Source organism: Sinorhizobium sp. NG07B, from assembly GCF_002532005.1.
In the GTDB taxonomy this organism is placed as follows: Bacteria; Pseudomonadota; Alphaproteobacteria; order Rhizobiales; family Rhizobiaceae; genus Sinorhizobium; species Sinorhizobium fredii_C.
This window is the reverse complement of the sequence record NZ_NWTD01000017.1, coordinates 33,522-50,743: the sequence shown is the minus strand read 5'-3', so window position 1 is coordinate 50,743 and position 17,222 is coordinate 33,522. Positions and strand designations below refer to the sequence as shown.

The following is a 17,222-nucleotide window of genomic DNA, read 5'->3' as shown; positions in this document are numbered from 1 at the left end:
GGTATGGCCGGGGCGAGGACTTATGGAAGGGTGGGGTTGCTTGCATCCTTGATATGCTCCCAGCAATGCTTGACATAGCAGATTCACTTGCGCCCGTAAGCATATTGAAACTAAACAAAAACCGTTTCGAGGGGTCGAAATCTTTGCGGCTTCGAGGCCGTACTCGGCCGGTACAGCGACGAGGCCAAAAGATGGCTCATACATGGAGCCTAATGATCCGCAGTTTCTTGCCATGCGAAGCGACATAAATCAGATCCGGAATAAAATCGTCGAACAGGTGCTGATGGAGACCTTGCGGCTTTGGCCCACGGCTCCAGGTTTTGCGGTACATCCGATTGAGAATACGACCCTCGCAGGCAGATACCGGCTGACCCCGGATGACATCCTGCTCATCCTTTTGCCTGTGCTTCACCGCGATTCCAAGGTTTGGGACGAGCCTGACGTATTCAGGCCGGCACGCTTCAACTTCGATCATGCCAAAGACGTGCTTCAACACGCCTGGAAGCCCCTTGGCAACGGTCAGCGAGCCTGCCTCGGCCGAGGCTTCGCCATGCAAGAGGCGGTACTGGTCATGGCGATGATCTCCGTTTATACATCTCATTGCTCGACGATAGCTATGAGCTCGTTGTCGGCGAGACACTGACGATGAAGCCGGTTGTTCTTCGCATAAGGGCGGAACGGCGATACTGGTCGGCGAGGCGACAATCTGGATGAGATCACCTTGTTTGTCGCGCTGCAGGGGCCGCGTCGCCGCGCTCCAGCCGCCTGCAAAGAGCCAATATTGAGAAGGGTGCCTCCTTCGATCGCCTACCGAAGGCCTCTGCTCATACTCTATGGCAGCAATACAGGCATGTCAGAATCGTTCGCAAAACGGATCGGAATCGAGGCTGCGACGCGTTACGTGCCGGGCGTCGCGCCGGCGGACGACTACTCCCCCGGAGTTCCAGTTGACATCCCCTTCGTCGTTGTTTCGGCTTCCTACGAAGGGCTGCCGCCGAACAACGCCCGACGGTTCCTCTCCTGAGCTGAGAGCCTTCCGCCGGACACGCTTGCGGGACGGCCTTTTGCGGTGTTCGGGTGCGGCAACCGTCATTAGAGGCAAACTTGGCAGGCGGTTCTGAAGCGCCTCGAAGCCGCCTTTGCCAGGGCAGGGGCAGTTCCTGTCGCCAAACGTGGAGAGGCGGACGCCGGGGGCAACGTTTTGGCCAGTCTCGACGCTTGGTTCGCTGCGTTGTGGGAGGCTCTTGCGGCCACCCTTGGAGGGAAGCTCGACGGGAAATCCTGAAGGCTCGGGGGAGGGGCGTGCGGCAGACTTACGCAGGCCGCCGTCGGGCTTCACTACTCAACACAAAAAGCAGCTATTCTGGCTGCATCGGAAGGTGGGATGCCAGCTCGATCGGCGGCTACACGATTAGGAACTGGGATTTCAACGGCGATACACCATGCCGCTCGACGCTCCATCACCTTCGATCGGGGCACCGTTGAAGCCGTCCACATTCCGATTTCGCATTCAACAAAGATACTCTAGGTGAATACCGAGACAAAAACGGACAACCAGATCAAGACCACTCCCAACGCCAATGCTCGTCTGGCGGCTACAACCCTCTCCTCGCCATCGTCTGCAACGGGGGTCGTCACAATCCAGGGCACCGAGCCAAGGGCTGCAAATCCGACGAGCGCCAAAATCACAATGGCAAGATCAGCGCTCCGCCAACCGCCGGGTTCATACAGCCCCCAGTAGCCAAGGAACGCCATTCCCACTGAGAACATGGTGGCGGAGGCCGAGCAAAGTCCCGCAACAGCACCTGATGGCGCACGCATGTAGCATCCTTTCCGTGCAGTCAATCCAACGTTGATACTGCTTCGTTACGTCCGGATCGGTGCTTCCGCACACTTGATGCACGAGAGTCACGTACCCTGCGGACAAGTTCATTGATTCGGAAGCGACGTTCAACATCCTAGTAGGGCGCAAATCTTCCCGGCTGGCTAAGGATAAGGACCAGCGCCGCTGGCATGCTCAAATCGCTTGATGTTGTGGCCCATCCCTCGGTTGAAACGCAAGGCATGCTGGCCTGCAGAAGGTCAGTGCTGGCTCGGCTGTTACCGTCCTGAACCATGGCTGTAGCAGATGCCGTCATGCTTCCATGTCCTCTATTAAGATCTTCGACACCCTTCGGCTCAGCTTGTTGAAGCGAAAGCATCTCGGTGGTCCGGCGTCTCAGCGGACGCAGCCTCTTTCATGTGCCGCCAGAAGCGCGGGGCAACGCCGGTACGCGGTCTCGTGGGGACGGTGACATACGGCCAGGTGTCGCGGTACCGTCGAGCGGCAGCTTTGCGTCGAAAGAGCGCCGCCACCCCGGCGGAGCGCAGAGAAGACGGTTGCTCACGATATCGACCCTGTCGCGGGATTGCGAACCATTTCGATGACGCGCGCAGATCGGAGAAGACGCGATCTGCCCGACAATGCAAGAGGCGGCGGGCGAGCAGCTTGGTCTCGTGGGACTTCGGTGGCCGCCATTTCTAAGGGGGCTCACCGCCGGGCGCCGAAGCGCGCATCCACCATTTTGATGGGTTCCATTAGAACGATCGATTGCGCTAGTTATACGACAGCGAATATGTCTTTAGATTAGACGCCGTCGTGGGGCTGTCTCATAGGGAGTAGTAGCGATGGAAAGGCAATTCCGATGCCGCCCGGCTAGCAATAGTGTCGTCGACAGCAATGGTGACGATGTGATCATCGATCCAAGAGGCAATGACTGGATCGACGGTCGTTCAGGCAAAGACTCAATCTCGGCGGGCGACGGCAATGACCGAATGGTGATCACCTGCCGGAATTTTCGCCAATGGCTCTGACGCCGCGACGGGATTTTCTGGCGCAAGCGGGCGACATTCGTCTACCACGGCTAGAAGACCCAAAACGGCGAATCTGGCTTGTGTCACCCCGGAAATGCAGGCCGTTACCGTGAACCTCTTTAAATAATTCAACTTCTAGATTAGGAATGTTGCAGGAATCGCGACATGGGAAGAGGTATCGTTTTGGATAAGCAAACAACCGGCGCATGGGTCGTACACCATGGGCGCAAGATTGCTGCCGACCTTCGTGGCGCTGCAGAGTTCAGTGCAATCGACCTGGCTGCGAAAGCTGCCAGCCTGTTGGCCAGACTCGGAGAAAGCGATCAAAGTACCCTGTCTGCCCAACAGGTGACAGCAGCAGCCAAGATCGGCAATCTCAATCCAAAAACGGAGCTAGGGGCCTGCCTTGATCATCTCCAGAAGCGCAAGCTTATCGATCGCGCCTCGAATGGAGGGGTATCTGTTCTGGGCGTCAATGGCGCATCCGCATTGATGCACGCCGCTGACCTCTTTGACGACAACGATCCACAGGCAACGGAACGGGCTGCCATCAGTCTTGCGGAACTCTCGTCGCAGGCCCCGGTGTCTGCGGCCGGAGCGATTGAGCTGATAAGTGACACGCACAAGATGACCAAAGCCGACTCTGCCGATTTCGTTCAACAGGCGTCACAGATAGGATTCGTTGATGTTGAAGGGGAGGGCGCTGACCGTCTGCTTTTCAATGGCAACCTCTTCCGGCGCGACACGGCGAAAAAGGTGATGAAGGTTCTCGGTTCCTTGAGTTCGGCGGAGCAAGCCAAACTCAACGAGTTCGATGCAAAGCTTCAGGCGACTGGCGCGATTGTTGCTTCCGAGGCAGGTTTGTTGCTGGGCGAGGCCTTGTTCTCCAAAGTGAGGGCCGCTGCGCTCTATGACATGAACATCGTGTCCAACGAAGCTGGGGATCACGTCTTCATCACATCTCCGGGTGCGTTCCACAAGTTCAGCAACCCGCTGACCGAGGACGCTTTCGATCACGCCAAGGCTCTTGTTGCTGCTCTCAGTTACGGTATGTCACAGAGCTCAGCAACGCGTGGCAGGATCTGGGGGATCGATTTGCTGTTAGGAAAGCTCATCCGAGGCGGGACGGTCGGGCCGGCTCCAGCGATCGGAAACGACTACCGCGCCCTCGAACTGGAACGAGTGGTTAAAACTGAGCGGGCGGGCAACGGCTTCACCATGAGGCTTCTGAAGCGCGAAGTGGGCGTGATCGCGCTCGAGGTATTAAAGGGGCGTAATGCGGCAGCTTCTGCCCTCGAAACGCTGCCGAGCGCCGGGATGCGCAGCTATACACCGCCGGAGGTCGCGCGTGTCGGATTGCGCAAGAATCAATCCAGTGCAAGTAAGGCTCAAACACGCTCGCTTTTGAGCGCGGTTCGCGGCGGGGGTGGCCTATGAGCGGAGGAAAAAAGACCGGGAAAAAGGGTTTTGAGACCGAGGAGATTGTTCGGTCGTATTTTCTGGGCGCGGGTTTCTTTGTTGTGCGCGGAGTGAAGCTGCGTAATAGCGGTGATGATCTTACGGACATCGATCTTTGGCTCTACGAGCGGTCTGCGACCTTGGCGCGACGCCGTATCATTATCGATATTAAGGATAACGCGCAACCGAGAGCGGCTGAACGGCTGTTTTTCGTGAAAGGGCTCGCCGAAATCATTAAGGTGGAAGCCACCGGAGTAGCAACAAGCGATACTCGGCCCGCGTTACGGGAACTTGCGCGCAAGCACAACGTCCTTTGGATTGACAATGGAGATCTCCAGCGCCTGAAATCAAGCCAGAAGCTAGCGGCGTCAACGCGCATAACCGACGAGATGCTAGAGCGGCTCATATTCCAGGTCGACAACTCACGCGCATCGCGAAATTTGCGAGACGTATTCGTATCGGTGAAGTCGTCCGTCGCTGACCGGTTCGGCCCTTCTTGTGCCAACACTGCGACAGACGGCGCCCAACTCTTCGCAAAGCTCGCTACAGAAGCCCATCCGGGTTCAACGGCTGCCCAGGTGCTCACTCGCATGGTCTACTTTAGCGCAGCGATCGCAGCAGCTGCATTGGATTTTGCCTCCGGTGAGACTGCGCTCCGGCCTACCCTCGAGCGGCAGACGAGCCTTGCCAACGCCATCCGGTTTGGAGAGGACATAAAAGGCACCGAGGACAAGTTACGGTGGGCACAAGCTGCCATTCGGGACTTTGCGCCGAACGGATCAGGGATCGCAGACGTCGTTCGTGACCGTTTCCATCTGGCCTTGCAGTCTATTCCGGCCGAGAGCCTGGCGGAGATCGTAGTTAAAATGGCGAACTCGGATCGCTTGTTCCGTGCCGCGCGTGACCTGGAACAGGCAGCATATTCAATCCTTTTGCCGCCCTTCGATGACCTGTCAGTTGATGCGCGAGCGTTTCTGGGAGCTCTTCTAGATTTCACTGCCGTCGACCGGATTGTGTTCGCCAGATGCTGGAGTTCTGGTCACCGCACCGCCGCAGGACAAATCTCCGCAGTGAAGGGGGAAGGAAGTGACACCGATGGCGATGGGAAGCTCATCTAGTCAATGATTATGGTTTCCCCTGTTCTCTGCGCCTTACGTACGAGGGTTCGAGTCACGCAAAATGAAGGTTCTTGCCCCTAACCTTTAAGCTGTGCCATTTCAGTTCTTTAAGTTTCGAAGCGACTCGAGAAACGGGCTCATCCGATCGAATCCGTTCCAGACCGCGCACACAGAAGTAGCGTTACGGAACTGTCCCGCGTCCCCGGTCAAAATTTACGCCGTAGTTCGGCTACGACGGTGGCGTGTAGGGGCACATCCCTGGATTTGCGGGAACTTGGTGTTCCGAAAGAATGCTCCGTCCAGATCCACATCGCTGCAGCGCAGGTGGAGCGCTTCTGATCGGCGCAGACTCGTAGCGGCGATCAGCCCGAAGATCGTCCCGTAGGATGCCGGCCGTAATCCGCCTTCGGGCGCGAGGTGCGAGCGGCGGCCACAAGGTCGCAGATCTCTTGCTCTGAATAGATGTGGGGTGCGAGGCGGCGGTGTGAACGACCAAAGGTCGCGGTTCTCGGGAACTCGGTGTCGGGATCGAGCCCGGCCAGATACCTCGCGAACGGGCGAAGGACCTCGAGGCGCCGGGCCCCCATGAGAAGGGACTGGACCGTTTGGCCCGTCCTCGCACCGCGCTAGTGTGGCGATGCAAATAGTCCCCTACTGATCCTGTTCGCCAGATGTCGGAAATGGCGTGATCGACCAAGCGATGAAGTCGACGGCACGCTGAAGTATCGCCTCGGTCTGCACAAGGCTGGGTGACACCGCGACGACCTCTCCCAAAGAGTCTCGATTATCGCCTTTCCTGACGATCGGTGTCTTAGGTTCAACATACAACTTGACCTCGGCGACACCTGATACGGCAGCCGCTTGCCTGTCGCCCTCGATCCAATCGAGGGTGCCATCGCGATCAGGAAGAAGGAACCGCGCGGCCGCAGTGTGCGAATGGCTTCTGCGCAAATCGCATTTGTCACCGATGACAAGCTTGATGTGCTCGGTGATGAGATCGACACCGTAAGCCAGGTGAACCAGTTGAGGACAGGTCCCACCGGCAAGACGCGGATTAACTTCAATGACGATTGGGCCACGTTTCGTCCACCGGAATTCTATGCACGCTGGCCCCCAGCCAAGGCCGAGAGCTCCCAAGCAAGTCAGCGAGACATCGGCAATACGCTTATGCTCATCATCAGTCAGCGGGGCCGGAAAGGTGAATTCACGAAAGGCGAAATGCGGTCCAGGGCCTGAGTCACCAGCTTCAATCCCAATGACCTCATTCCCCATTATGTGAGCGGCATACTCGGGGCCTTGTGCGAATTCTTCGACCAGGATTCTCGGCGAAGACCGCCATATGTGCTTCCCGCCCAACAGATAGGTTGTATGCTCGGCTACCTCGGCGATACTGCGGCACAATCGAACACCGATGCTGCGGATGCCTAGGGCTGGCTTAAGAACCACCGGCAGGCCGACTTCCGTCGCACAGCTTTCTACCTCCATTTCATTCGTTGCCAAGCGATAAGAAGGTATGGGAACGCCGGCGTCCGCCAGGAGCTGACGTTGAGTGAATTTGTCGCAGCATCGTTCAATTGATGTGGGGTTCGGTCCCGATAGACCGAAATGCTGGCAGAGCTTTCCGACTGTAGCAGAGACCGACTCGTCGACCCCCGAAAAGCCAGTAATGCCGACAATGTCATAGGTCGGGCGTAGCCGGCAACATGCGTGGATCAGCGCATCGAGATTGTCCGTATCGACACAGATTGCCTCAATCCCTTCCGCTGCAAGATAGTCGTAGCAAGTTGGATCGGCCGACAGGGTAATTGGATGGAGACCAAGACGCCGGGCCGCTTGGACGTATAGCAGACCACTACGCCTATGGCCTTCAACCATGATGAGCGCTCTTCTCGTCATTGGCGTTGACCTCCGTTGCGGGCTGTGCGGTCCAAGGCGTAAAATCGGCATCAGCTTTTCATCCGCGCCGGACCTCAGACCCTCGTGATGAACGTACCATTTCCAGCGATGTGCGGTTGTAAAGATTCTTTGAGTTTTATTTGAAGGATCTGTTGCGGGGTTGATCAAGTCGCGTGCGTCAAGTCCGACAATGAGATCATGCCGAAAGCGAGGTGTCGCGAAGAATAAATCGCGAATCAAGAATTGGGCCGCACTTCGCAACTGCTGCTCCACTTTTCGGCAGCCGCATTCGGACGGCGATATGGATTGCGTGGCGCATGTTTCGTACCGACCGCGGAACCACTTGCTGGGAGGAGGACTTGAACCGATCGAGGGAACTGGCGCTGCCGAGACTGTCATCTTTAGTGAGCAGCACAATCAGTGATTGCAGTCTGCCATCGCGCATGGACGAACTGCGGCTTTTCCTCGCTACATAAGCAGGGGAGGAGCGCAGCCTACTTGGCCGGAGGTCATCCCGGATAATTATTTGCCATCCCCATACCACCGCAGTGACATGCATGAGAGCCCCGCGTCGATCTTCTCGATTTCGGCCGTCTTCAGCGGCACGACCTTGTAGCCTTCTGTGTCAAGCATCTCGAGAGTGCGCACGTAATAGGCACTAGCGAATACGACATCGTTGACGCGGAGCACATTCGCCGCCGGCTCTTCGCCTTCCGGCACGACGATCTTACGCAATCCCTCGAACACTGCCGCGTCGGCAAGTGCCGCCGTCGCGATCACCGTCTCATTGTCGAGCAGCGAGGACGCCGTCTTGAAATGCAGTACCCCTTTCGGCGTTTCGGCGATCTCGGCCTTTCCGCCGAGTTTGTCGATACAGGAAATCAGCGCCTCGGCACCAGCCTTGTCGGTGCGGTCGGAGAGGCCGATCAGCAATCCCTTCGGGGTGAACATAATGTCACCGCCATCCGCCTGGCCGGGAAAAGCAAGTTCAAGCACGGTTTCGAACATCTCGCGCAGGACCGGCGCAAGTTCGGCAGTTTCCTTGACGCGGCTTGGGGTGCCCGGCCGGAGCAGGATGGCGCCGTTGGTGAACACAAGCGCCGGGTCCTCGACGAAAATGGAGTCCGGGAACCCCTCAAGCGGCGGAAGCACGGTAACCTCGACACCGGCATTGCGCAGCGCCGCAATATAGGCGTCGTGCTCGGCCTTCACGCCGTCGTAAGTCGGGCCGCCGCGATCGTCGGCGCGTAGACCATTGACGACTGAGGTGGAAGGCTCACGGACGATTGCAGAGTTGAACTCATAGACTGATCTGGTCTGCGACATTGTTGGCTGTCCCATAGTTGCAATGTTTGACTGCGCCGCGCTCATTCGGCCGCGAATCGGAGATGTTCGGTCTGCGGAGTGCGCCGCGACAGGTGAATGCCCGCGAGCATGCAGCGCACCGAGCCGCCAGCGAGCTCGATCGTCGAAACGTCGAATGGCAGCAGCTTTGCGGAGCGCTCAATCACCGCGATCTGCTCACGATCCAGGGCCGCGTGGGCACGCGCCGAAAGCGCAAGGACGCGACCTTCGCTCCCCTCCAGCTCGATGGCATTGCCGGCGAAGTTCTCGATCTGGTCGATTGAAAGCTCGAGGACCTCGCGGCCGGTTTCCTTGAGCCGCGCAACGACCTCCTGCTGGCGTCGAAGATCGGGGATCATTTGCGTCCCGAGCAGCGCGAAGTCGGTTCCGATGCACATCAGCACATTGGTGTGATAAACAGGCTTGCCGCTGCGATCGACTGCATCGAAGACCATCGGCTCGAAGTTGAAGTGGGTGCAGAACCGTTCGAGGGCCACCTCGTTGGTGCGGTTGGAGCGCACCGCATAGGCAACCCGGCCGATGTGATCGAGGACCATGGCGCCGGTGCCCTCGAGAAAGACATGGTCTCTCTCAAGGCCCGAGTAGTCGATGACGTCCTGGACCCGGTACTCAGCCTTCAGCATCTCGATCACGTCACCGCGACGCTCCCTTTGCCGGTTGGGCGAGTACATCGGATAGATCGCAACGTGGCCGCCCGAGTGTGTCGAGAACCAGTTGTTGGGGAAGACGGAGTCGGGCGTTGTCACCGTCCTGTCCTCGAAGACATGCACGGTGACACCGGCCTCTCCGAGGCCTTCCGCCATGCGCGTCACCTCGTCGAATGCCGCGCTGGCGATAGCCGCGGCGGCACGCTTCTTGTCATTGGACTGAAACGCGTTGTCGGCCGCGGTCATCGGGTTCGGCGTGAAATGATGCGGCCGGATCATCACGACGCCCTTGGGCGCCTGTACGGACTGTTTGTTCATCAGAGCGCTCCGATCTTCTGAGGTACGGGAGCCGCTTTTGCAGCGCGCAGGATCATGCCGAAAAGGTCGCGCGGTTCGTCGGGATCGGCGAGCAGATCGAGTTCCTCATACAGTCCGGTCTCCTTGAGTCGATCGCGAACATAGCGCAGTGCGGAGAAATCCTCGATGGCAAAGCCGACGGAGTCGAACAGGGTGATCTGACGCTCGTCGGAGCGGCCGGGTACGTTTCCAGCGATCACCTGCCAGAGTTCGATAACCGGGTGGTCCGGATCGAGCTGCTGGATCTCGCCTTCGATGCGCGTCTGCGGTGGGTATTCGACGAAGATGTCGGAGCGCAGCAGGATGTCGCCGTGAAGCTCGGTCTTGCCGGGGCAATCGCCGCCGACGGCGTTGATGTGAATGCCGGGGCCGACCATGTTATCAGTCAGGATCGTCGCATTCTGCTTGTCAGCGGTGACGGTGGTGACGATCTCGGCCCCTTCGACCGCTTCCTGCGAGGAGGAGCAGGCCACGATCTCGAAGCCCATGCCGGCCAGGTTCTTCTGGCAGCGGGCCGTGGCGGATGGATCGATGTCGTAGAGACGGAGCTTGTCGACGCCGAGGATCGCCTTGAAGGCGATCGCCTGGAACTCCGATTGCGCCCCATTGCCGATCATCGCCATGGTCCGCGCGCCCTTCGGCGCCAGGTATTTCGCGGCGACGGCCGACATCGCGGCAGTCCTGAGTGCTGTGAGGATGGTCATCTCGGTCAGCAGCATCGGATAACCGTTGCCGACATCGGCGAGCACCCCGAAAGCCGTCACCGTCTGCCGTCCGGAGCGCGTGTTCTTCGGATGACCGTTGACGTATTTGAAGCCGTAGGTCTCGCCGTCGCTGGTCGGCATCAACTCAATGACGCCTTCGGCGCTGTGGGAGGCGACACGCGGCGTCTTGTCGAAGCACTCCCAGCGCCGGAAGTCCTCTTCGATATAGGCGACAAGCTCAATGAGGAAACGCTCGACGCCCGTCGCCAACACCAGCTTCATCATATGATCGACGCTGACGAACGGGACGACATTCAGTTTTTCTTGCATGGCTTTAGTAGCTCCTTGCGGGGCGGTCGCGGTTTAAACCGGGAAACCAGTCGTGTGCATGCGAATGTTTTTCACTCCTCGACCACCACCTCGGTAGCGCTGCGCTTGTCCCCGATGATCTTCATCAGATCGCTGCCCCTGCGGGCGAATCGATGCATGTGCCTCGTGAGAACGTAGCCGCTCTGCGGTGCAGGGATGGCAGTCTCACCCTCCAGCTCGCCCGGAGAATGGACGATTGTTGCGAGCAGGTGCCCTTTCTCGACGCGATCGCCTGGATCGACATGGTAGAGGACGGCTCCGGAGCACGGAGCGCGCATCATTTCTAAGTTTTCGAGAGGTGCCGCGATGCCCGCATAGGGTTCTTTGGGTCCGATTGCTTCATCGGACACCACGCCACGCCAGACCAAAAGTCGGTAAAGGCCTTCGGCGTCAGATTCAGCAAGGCGAGGGTCGACATCACGCATGCCGCGGAACTCCACGGTGGCAACGACGCGCCGGTCGATCCTGGCCACCTCGGGCGAGGCCTTCAGATACGGGTGTATCGCGGCCACCTCGAATTCGCCGTCGCCCAGGTCGGACGCGAACAAAACCGCTTCCAGGCGCAAGGCCGATGCGCAATCTGCTATTGCGGGCCAAAGCATGGATGGAGCGTAGAGATAGGGGACGCCCTCATAAGCACAATGAAGGTCCAGCACGATGTCGTGCCCCATCGACAGCTGCAATAATCGTGCCTTGAGGTTCTGGTCAGCCGTAGCGACCTCTGCGTCTCTACGAAGAGACGAGGCATCCGGCTGGTCCAGCAGCGGAAAACCGCGATTGAAATTTCTGCGGGTGTCAAAATGAAAGCGGCCATGCAATTCGCCGAAAAGCATTTGCGTGCTGCCGATGGGATTGGCCGACGGGACGATTGTCATGGAGCCGCGGATGCGGCCCTCCACCTCAGCTTTGCGCAGCCGCTTCATAAGGGCATGGATGGCGACGGTTCCTGGCAGTTCGCACGAGTGGAGCGCAGCCTGAAGATAAGCCGTCGGCGCATCGGGCGATGAGCCTTCGATGCGGTAGACGGGAAATTCGTAGGTGACCCCTTCGGTGTCGCCCGCAATACGTTCGATCGATTTCTTCATTAGTTGTTCTCCCTAGTAATGGTTGGAAATTCCCGTGAGCTCGCAACGCACTCTCTCCGCAACGCACCGGCGACCGGCGGCCGCCCGCACATCTGGGAACTTCGGTCTGAAAAATGCCCGCCGCACACCGGCGGAGTTTCCTGCGAGCAACCAACGGCGCAGGATGCACAGTGAAACAACGAACGCATCGCTTGCTGTTCACGCGAGCCGGGCAGGAATGCGCCTTTCCAAGCGACTGAACAGGAACGCTATGATCCCGGCCATGGCCATATAGGCGAGTGCCAACAGCAGCAGCGGTTCGTAGGTCAGGTACGTGTCCTGTCGCACCTGGCTGGAGACGGCGTAGATATCGATCACCGTCACGGTCGCGACGAGCGGCGTGCTCTTGAGCAGCAGCACGGCTTCCCCACCAAGCGTCGGCAGCACCCGCCGTACTGCGAGTGGCAACCAGATGCGGCGCAGGATGGTCAAGCGCGGCATTCCAAAGGCGCGGGCGGCCTCGAGTTGACCGCGATCAACGCCGCGAAAGGCTCCCCGCATCACCTCGCCTCCATAGCCTGCGGCGCTGAGCGTCAGCGATAGCAGTGCATAGGGCCAGGCCTCGCGAAGGTAGGGCCAGAGAGCGGAGCTCCGCAGCCATGGGTAAGTCGGGAAGAGAGAACCGAGGCCGTAGTACAACATCCAGAGCTGCAGGAGGAGTGGCGTTCCTCGGATGACCGAGCAGAATCCCTTGGCCGGAGTTGCCAGATACCAGGGACCAGCGGCCTGGGCGAGACCCAACCAAAGCGCGAGGAACAAGCCAAGCAGCCACGACACGCCGAGAATCCAAAGCGTATTCCTCAGACCCTGAACGAGCAGGCCGTTGTTCCAGTAAGTTGAGAGCCAGTCCCAACGCATTGAGAGGCCGCACCAGATGACCAGGGCAATCCCGATGGCAAACATGATCAGGCGGTGCGGCCGAAACATTTGACGGACGACACTCATCACAATGTACCTCCGCTGGTAACGGGCGGCTGACCCTTGCGAGCCCAGCGTTCGATCCACCCGAAGACACGGCCTGAGGCAAAGGAGACGATCAGATAGAGGATGCCGGCAGCGACATAGAACAGGAAATAGGATTTCGTGGATCCGGCTGCCTGTTTGGTCATCAGTGTCAGTTCGCTGAAGCCGATGACCGCCAGCAACGCCGTATCCTTGGTCGCGGCTAGCCACAGATTGGACAGGCCGGGTATCGCATTGCCTAGCATCAACGGTAAGGTGATACGCAGAGCCATCTTCAGCGGCGTCATGCCGTAGGCCCGCGCAGCCTCGATCTGTCCCACCGGCACGGCAAGAATGGCGCCACGCAGCACCTCGGTCATGTAGGCACCGAGCACCACGCCAAGGACCACGATGCCCACCGGCATCTGCGGCAGCGTGACACGGCTGAAGCCAAACTGCACCAGTAACCCGTTCAAGGCCGCGGGTCCGGCGTAATAGAGGATCAGGATAAGGACAAGCTCTGGGACCGCACGCACAATGGTGGTGTAGAGTCCGAGGATGTCTCGAATGACCTCATTGCCATAAAGCTTGCCATAGGCGCCAAAGACACCAATGAGCAAACCCACGACATAGGCACCCGCCGCTATCTCCAACGAGCGCAATAGACCAATCAAGAGGCTCCCCCCCCAACCGGGAGGGGACAACGCAAACATCCCGAGCGGTTCGCCAGGTTCAAAAACCTGACCGAAAATCTCCAGCATGAGGCGCCCTTAGTTTCCGTAGATGTCGAAATCGAAGTATTTCTTGGTGATCTTATCGTATGTGCCGGTGGCGCGGACGTTGGCGATCCCCTTGTTGAATTTTTCTTTCAACTCGCTGTCGCCTTTGCGCAGTCCGACGGAGGAGCCGTATCCGAAAATTTCGGGATCGATCTTGACCTGATCCTTAACCTCGCAGCATGCCCCGTTCGATGATTTGAGGAAAGCGCCCGAGACGATTTGACCGTCGATCGTCGCATCGATGCGACCGGCGACCAGATCCTGATAGACCTCATCCTGGGTTTGATAGGTCTTTACAGTCGACTTCGGGAAATACTTCTCGACGTAGCGCTGGTAATTGGTCGCGGTCTGCACCCCGAGAATCTTATCCGCCAGGCTATCGGCCGTTGCCTTCAGATCAGTACCCTTGGGCCCGATGATGACAACCGGTCCAAAATAATACTTGTCGGAGAAATCGATTGTCTTCGCACGCTCCTTCGTGTGGCTCATCGAAGACATGATGGCGTCGATCTGTCCGGACGTCAGTGCCGGAATAAGGCCATCCCAGGCGACCGGCACAATCTGGCAATCCAGCTTCTGATCCGCGCAGATCGCATTCATGAAGTCGATCTCCCAGCCCGACCAGTTGCCCGAGGCGTCGGGGGTGCTGAACGGCGGATAGGGCTCCGCGGCAACGCCGATTTTGACGGTTTCAGCGTTCACAGCGCCAGCCAGGGCGAGCGATGCAATGACGGTCGAGACGACGATCGCCACGATGCGGGCTGTTTTAAGAACTGTTTTCATTGGTGTTCCCCTTTTGGTTTGCGTTACAGTTGATTTCCGACCGCTAGCCCACATTGCTGATGAACTGTTTGAGCCGCTCCGATTTTGGAGAGCCGAAGAGCGCGTCCGGTGGCCCTTCTTCCTCGACCTGCCCGCCGTGGAGAAAGATCACGTGCGTTGCCACTTCGCGGGCAAACTTCATTTCATGCGTGACCAGCACCATCGTGCGTCCCTCGCGCGCGAGATCTCTGATGACCGTCAGCACCTCGCCGACAAGTTCGGGATCAAGCGCGGAGGTGGGTTCGTCAAACAGCATCACGCGGGGCTGAACCGCCAGAGCGCGGGCGATGGCGCCGCGTTGCTGCTGCCCCCCGGAGAGAAACGCCGGGTAACAATCCTTCTTTTCCAGAAGGCCAACGCGCGAAAGCAGGCTCTCGGCATTGGCGACCGCTTCATCTCGTCGAACCCCCAGCACATGGATCGGCACTTCGATGACGTTTTCTAGCAAGGTCATGTGACTCCAGAGATTGAAGCTCTGGAAAACCATCCCAAGCCTGGAGCGGATGCGTTCGATCTGCCGGCGGTCGGCCGGAACGCTTCCGCCGTGGCCGTCCGGCTTGAGGCGGATTTCCTCGCCGTTGACCCGAATGATTCCGCTGGTCGGGTTCTCCAGGCAGTTGATACAGCGAAGCATCGTCGATTTACCCGAGCCGCTACCGCCAATCACGGCGACCACATCGCCGTCGCGCGCCGAGAGCGACACGCCTCTCAAGACCTCTAGCGCTCCAAACTTCTTATGCAGGTTCTCGATATGCAGGGCTTCAGCAGCGCCATCCGCCACCGTGTGTCTGATGCTGTGCAATGCCGGATTCATCTCATACATGGTCGGGCTTCCTGGAGCGAAATCCCTTGGAGAATCTCTTCGGAGAAAAGGGGCGCAGGTCTTGACCGAGAGGCTTGCCCTGGACGAGATCCGCCATGACGCGCCCGATCACCGGGCCCATTCCAAACCCGTGACCCGAGAAACCAGCCGCCATGAAAAGCCCGCCATATCCTGGAACTTCGCCAATTACGGGCAACTCGTCCGGCATGTAGTCGATGAAGCCGCCCCAGGCTCGTTCAAACGTGATCGGACCAGCCTCAGGGTATTCCTTTGCAAACAACCTGCCAGCTTCCTGCAACACTTTCCACTCGGGGCGCGGATCAAGGGTCCGGTGGGTGGTGAAGTCATCGAATTCACCCATCAGGCTACGGACCGAATGACCGCCCACACTGAGCCGAAAGCTACCCCAATGATCCTTGGCGACCGGCAGAAATTTCGTGCCGTACACGAAGCTGTCTGTCATGAGATCGTGGAAAGCAATTCGCGCCGCTGCGATATTCACACGGCCATCTGAACGCTGTCGGTAGGCGCACTTGCCCCAGACCAGGAGCTTGCGCATCTCGATGGGCAGGACGTTGGTGCGGGCGACATTGCCGCGGATCCAGAGTGAGGGATGCCGGGTCCCAAATGGCTTTAGAAGCCTACTGGTCCAAGCTCCCGTGGTGACAACAATGGTGTTGGCTTTGATCCGCCCCTGCTCAGTCCAGAGCGCGCTGGCGCTGGCGTTCTGGGTCTCTATCGAGGAAACACTCGTGAGTTCGAAGATTTCAGCCCCTTTAGCGCTAGCTGCGCGCGCGAACGCAACAGCGACCTTCTCCGGTTCTGCGCAACCATCGGAAGGGGTAAAGAGCCCACCACGGCAATCAGTGTCCCGGTAGTGCGGCATCAAATGGTGCACTTCTTTAGCGGTCAGCATTCTCGTGTCGAGCCCGTGCTCTCGACCAACGGGGATCCATTTCTCGAATTCCGCTCCTGTTTTTTTGTCGTACACCAAAGCAAGATGACCCTGCTGGTTCCAGTCGAGGCCGGTGCCAAGCTCCTCTTCAAGCCCCGCCCACAGTCGGACCGACTCAATCATCAGCGGCAGTTCTGCCGGATCACGTTGCTGCTGCCGAACGGCCCCCCAATTCCGGCTGGACTGCTCGCCTCCGACCCGACCCTTTTCAAATAGCCCAACGCTCACGCCGGCTTTTGAAAGGTAATAGGCCGTGGCGGTCCCCATAATTCCCCCACCGACGATCGCCACATCGTAGGAGCGCTCACGTGAGCGCGTTGCCATAGGGCTCGTCGTCATCACAGCCCCGCTCCGGCAAGTCTCGCCATTACCTTGGCGCTCGCCCCTGAAATGTCGCCGAGCTTTTGTCCTTTAAGCACGTTCACGTTGTTCCTTTCGGCTTCCTGCATTGCGAGAGCTTTCAGCGCGACCGAGCGCACCTCTTCCCGCGGGATGACGAGTACGCCACTTTCATCGGCGAGGATCGCATCCCCAGGCATGACCACTGCACCACCACAGGAAATCGGTATGTTCATGCCACCGCCGAGATCATAGAGGCGCGTGGTTATTGACGAGCACCCACGCGACCAAACCGGGAAATCCGCGCCCTCGATTTCGCTGATGTCCGTGCACGGCCCGTCTATGATACCGGCCACTGCGCCGGCAGACTTTGCGGCAGCGGTAACGCCGCCACCCCAGCAGGCATATTTGTCGTCGCCGAGACGATCGAGGACGACAATGTCGCCCGGCCGCAGCATCCCGGCGGCATGGTGCAGCAGGGTGGAATCCGGGCCGGCTATCGCGACAGTCACCGCCGTTCCCACAACCCGCCGCCTCGGTAAAACCGGTTGAATCCTGCGGTCCACGAAACCAAACAGACGCCAGTGCCCGACAGTTGCCGTTTCGACGCCTCTCAACAAATCGAGATCCTCTTGCGACACTGGATCGGGCATATCCTTGATGGTGTACAT

Annotated in this window: 17 protein-coding genes; 5 read left to right on the top strand and 12 right to left on the bottom strand. The window is 58.8% G+C overall.

The window, feature by feature from the left end; translation table 11 throughout:
* The first annotated feature begins 202 nt into the window (after positions 1-202).
* Together CO664_RS27605 and CO664_RS27600 are read left to right on the top strand one after the other, a co-directional pair.
* On the top strand, positions 203-643 hold the full coding sequence (locus tag CO664_RS27605; RefSeq protein WP_097527866.1) for a cytochrome P450: 441 nt from the start codon (positions 203-205) through the stop codon (positions 641-643).
* Positions 644-790: 147 nt separating this feature from the next.
* A complete protein-coding gene (locus CO664_RS27600) occupies positions 791-1,024 on the top strand; it encodes a flavodoxin domain-containing protein (RefSeq protein WP_097527865.1) in 234 nt (77 codons plus the stop codon).
* A gap of 500 nt (positions 1,025-1,524) precedes the next feature.
* On the opposite strand, the gene CO664_RS27595 is transcribed toward CO664_RS27600, so the two are convergent.
* The gene (locus CO664_RS27595; RefSeq protein ID WP_097527864.1) at positions 1,525-1,821 is read right to left on the bottom strand and encodes a hypothetical protein; all 297 of its coding nucleotides are present in this window, start codon (positions 1,819-1,821) and stop codon (positions 1,525-1,527) included.
* An 846-nt stretch (positions 1,822-2,667) separates the two neighbouring features.
* Here CO664_RS27595 and CO664_RS30905 point away from each other — a divergent pair.
* The 3 genes from CO664_RS30905 (at position 2,668) to CO664_RS27580 (ending at position 5,429) form a co-directional block, all read left to right on the top strand.
* Positions 2,668-2,853 carry a hypothetical protein gene (locus CO664_RS30905; RefSeq protein WP_158254904.1) on the top strand — a complete coding sequence of 62 codons (186 nt, stop codon included), beginning with the start codon at positions 2,668-2,670 and terminating at the stop codon, positions 2,851-2,853.
* A gap of 165 nt (positions 2,854-3,018) precedes the next feature.
* Positions 3,019-4,290, top strand: coding sequence for a hypothetical protein (locus CO664_RS27585; protein WP_234819655.1), 1,272 nt, complete (start codon positions 3,019-3,021; stop codon positions 4,288-4,290).
* A complete protein-coding gene (locus CO664_RS27580; protein ID WP_202859967.1) occupies positions 4,287-5,429 on the top strand; it encodes a hypothetical protein in 1,143 nt (380 codons plus the stop codon). The genes CO664_RS27585 and CO664_RS27580 overlap by 4 nt, the downstream gene beginning before the upstream one ends.
* A 651-nt stretch (positions 5,430-6,080) precedes the next feature.
* Here CO664_RS27580 and CO664_RS27575 read toward each other — a convergent pair.
* From CO664_RS27575 to CO664_RS27525, 11 genes are all read right to left on the bottom strand, one after another.
* Positions 6,081-7,325 carry an acetyl-CoA carboxylase biotin carboxylase subunit family protein gene (locus tag CO664_RS27575; RefSeq protein ID WP_097527862.1) on the bottom strand — a complete coding sequence of 415 codons (1,245 nt, stop codon included), beginning with the start codon at positions 7,323-7,325 and terminating at the stop codon, positions 6,081-6,083.
* Between the two features lie 522 nt (positions 7,326-7,847).
* Positions 7,848-8,651 (bottom strand): arginine deiminase family protein, encoded by an 804-nt coding sequence (locus tag CO664_RS27570; RefSeq protein WP_097527861.1) that lies wholly within the window; start codon positions 8,649-8,651, stop codon positions 7,848-7,850.
* Between the two features lie 41 nt (positions 8,652-8,692).
* Positions 8,693-9,655, bottom strand: coding sequence for an arginine deiminase-related protein (locus tag CO664_RS27565; RefSeq protein WP_097527860.1), 963 nt, complete (start codon positions 9,653-9,655; stop codon positions 8,693-8,695).
* Positions 9,655-10,728: an ornithine cyclodeaminase gene (locus CO664_RS27560; RefSeq protein ID WP_097527859.1), complete on the bottom strand. Its 1,074-nt coding sequence runs from the start codon at positions 10,726-10,728 to the stop codon at positions 9,655-9,657. The genes CO664_RS27565 and CO664_RS27560 overlap by 1 nt, the downstream gene beginning before the upstream one ends.
* Positions 10,729-10,799: 71 nt before the next feature.
* Positions 10,800-11,852 (bottom strand): succinylglutamate desuccinylase/aspartoacylase family protein, encoded by a 1,053-nt coding sequence (locus tag CO664_RS27555; protein WP_097527858.1) that lies wholly within the window; start codon positions 11,850-11,852, stop codon positions 10,800-10,802.
* A gap of 198 nt (positions 11,853-12,050) precedes the next feature.
* Complete coding sequence (locus CO664_RS27550; protein ID WP_097527857.1) at positions 12,051-12,836, bottom strand: ABC transporter permease subunit; 786 nt, start codon at positions 12,834-12,836, stop codon at positions 12,051-12,053.
* Positions 12,836-13,594 carry an ABC transporter permease subunit gene (locus tag CO664_RS27545; protein WP_097527856.1) on the bottom strand — a complete coding sequence of 253 codons (759 nt, stop codon included), beginning with the start codon at positions 13,592-13,594 and terminating at the stop codon, positions 12,836-12,838. The genes CO664_RS27550 and CO664_RS27545 overlap by 1 nt, the downstream gene beginning before the upstream one ends.
* 9 nt (positions 13,595-13,603) lie before the next feature.
* A complete protein-coding gene (locus tag CO664_RS27540) occupies positions 13,604-14,395 on the bottom strand; it encodes a transporter substrate-binding domain-containing protein (RefSeq protein WP_097527855.1) in 792 nt (263 codons plus the stop codon).
* A gap of 43 nt (positions 14,396-14,438) precedes the next feature.
* Positions 14,439-15,248 carry an ABC transporter ATP-binding protein gene (locus CO664_RS27535; RefSeq protein WP_097527872.1) on the bottom strand — a complete coding sequence of 270 codons (810 nt, stop codon included), beginning with the start codon at positions 15,246-15,248 and terminating at the stop codon, positions 14,439-14,441.
* Position 15,249: 1 nt separating this feature from the next.
* The gene (locus CO664_RS27530; protein ID WP_097527854.1) at positions 15,250-16,551 is read right to left on the bottom strand and encodes an FAD-binding oxidoreductase; all 1,302 of its coding nucleotides are present in this window, start codon (positions 16,549-16,551) and stop codon (positions 15,250-15,252) included.
* Entirely contained in the window at positions 16,551-17,222 is a 672-nt protein-coding gene (locus CO664_RS27525; RefSeq protein ID WP_097527853.1) for a 4-hydroxy-4-methyl-2-oxoglutarate aldolase, read from the bottom strand. The genes CO664_RS27530 and CO664_RS27525 overlap by 1 nt, the downstream gene beginning before the upstream one ends.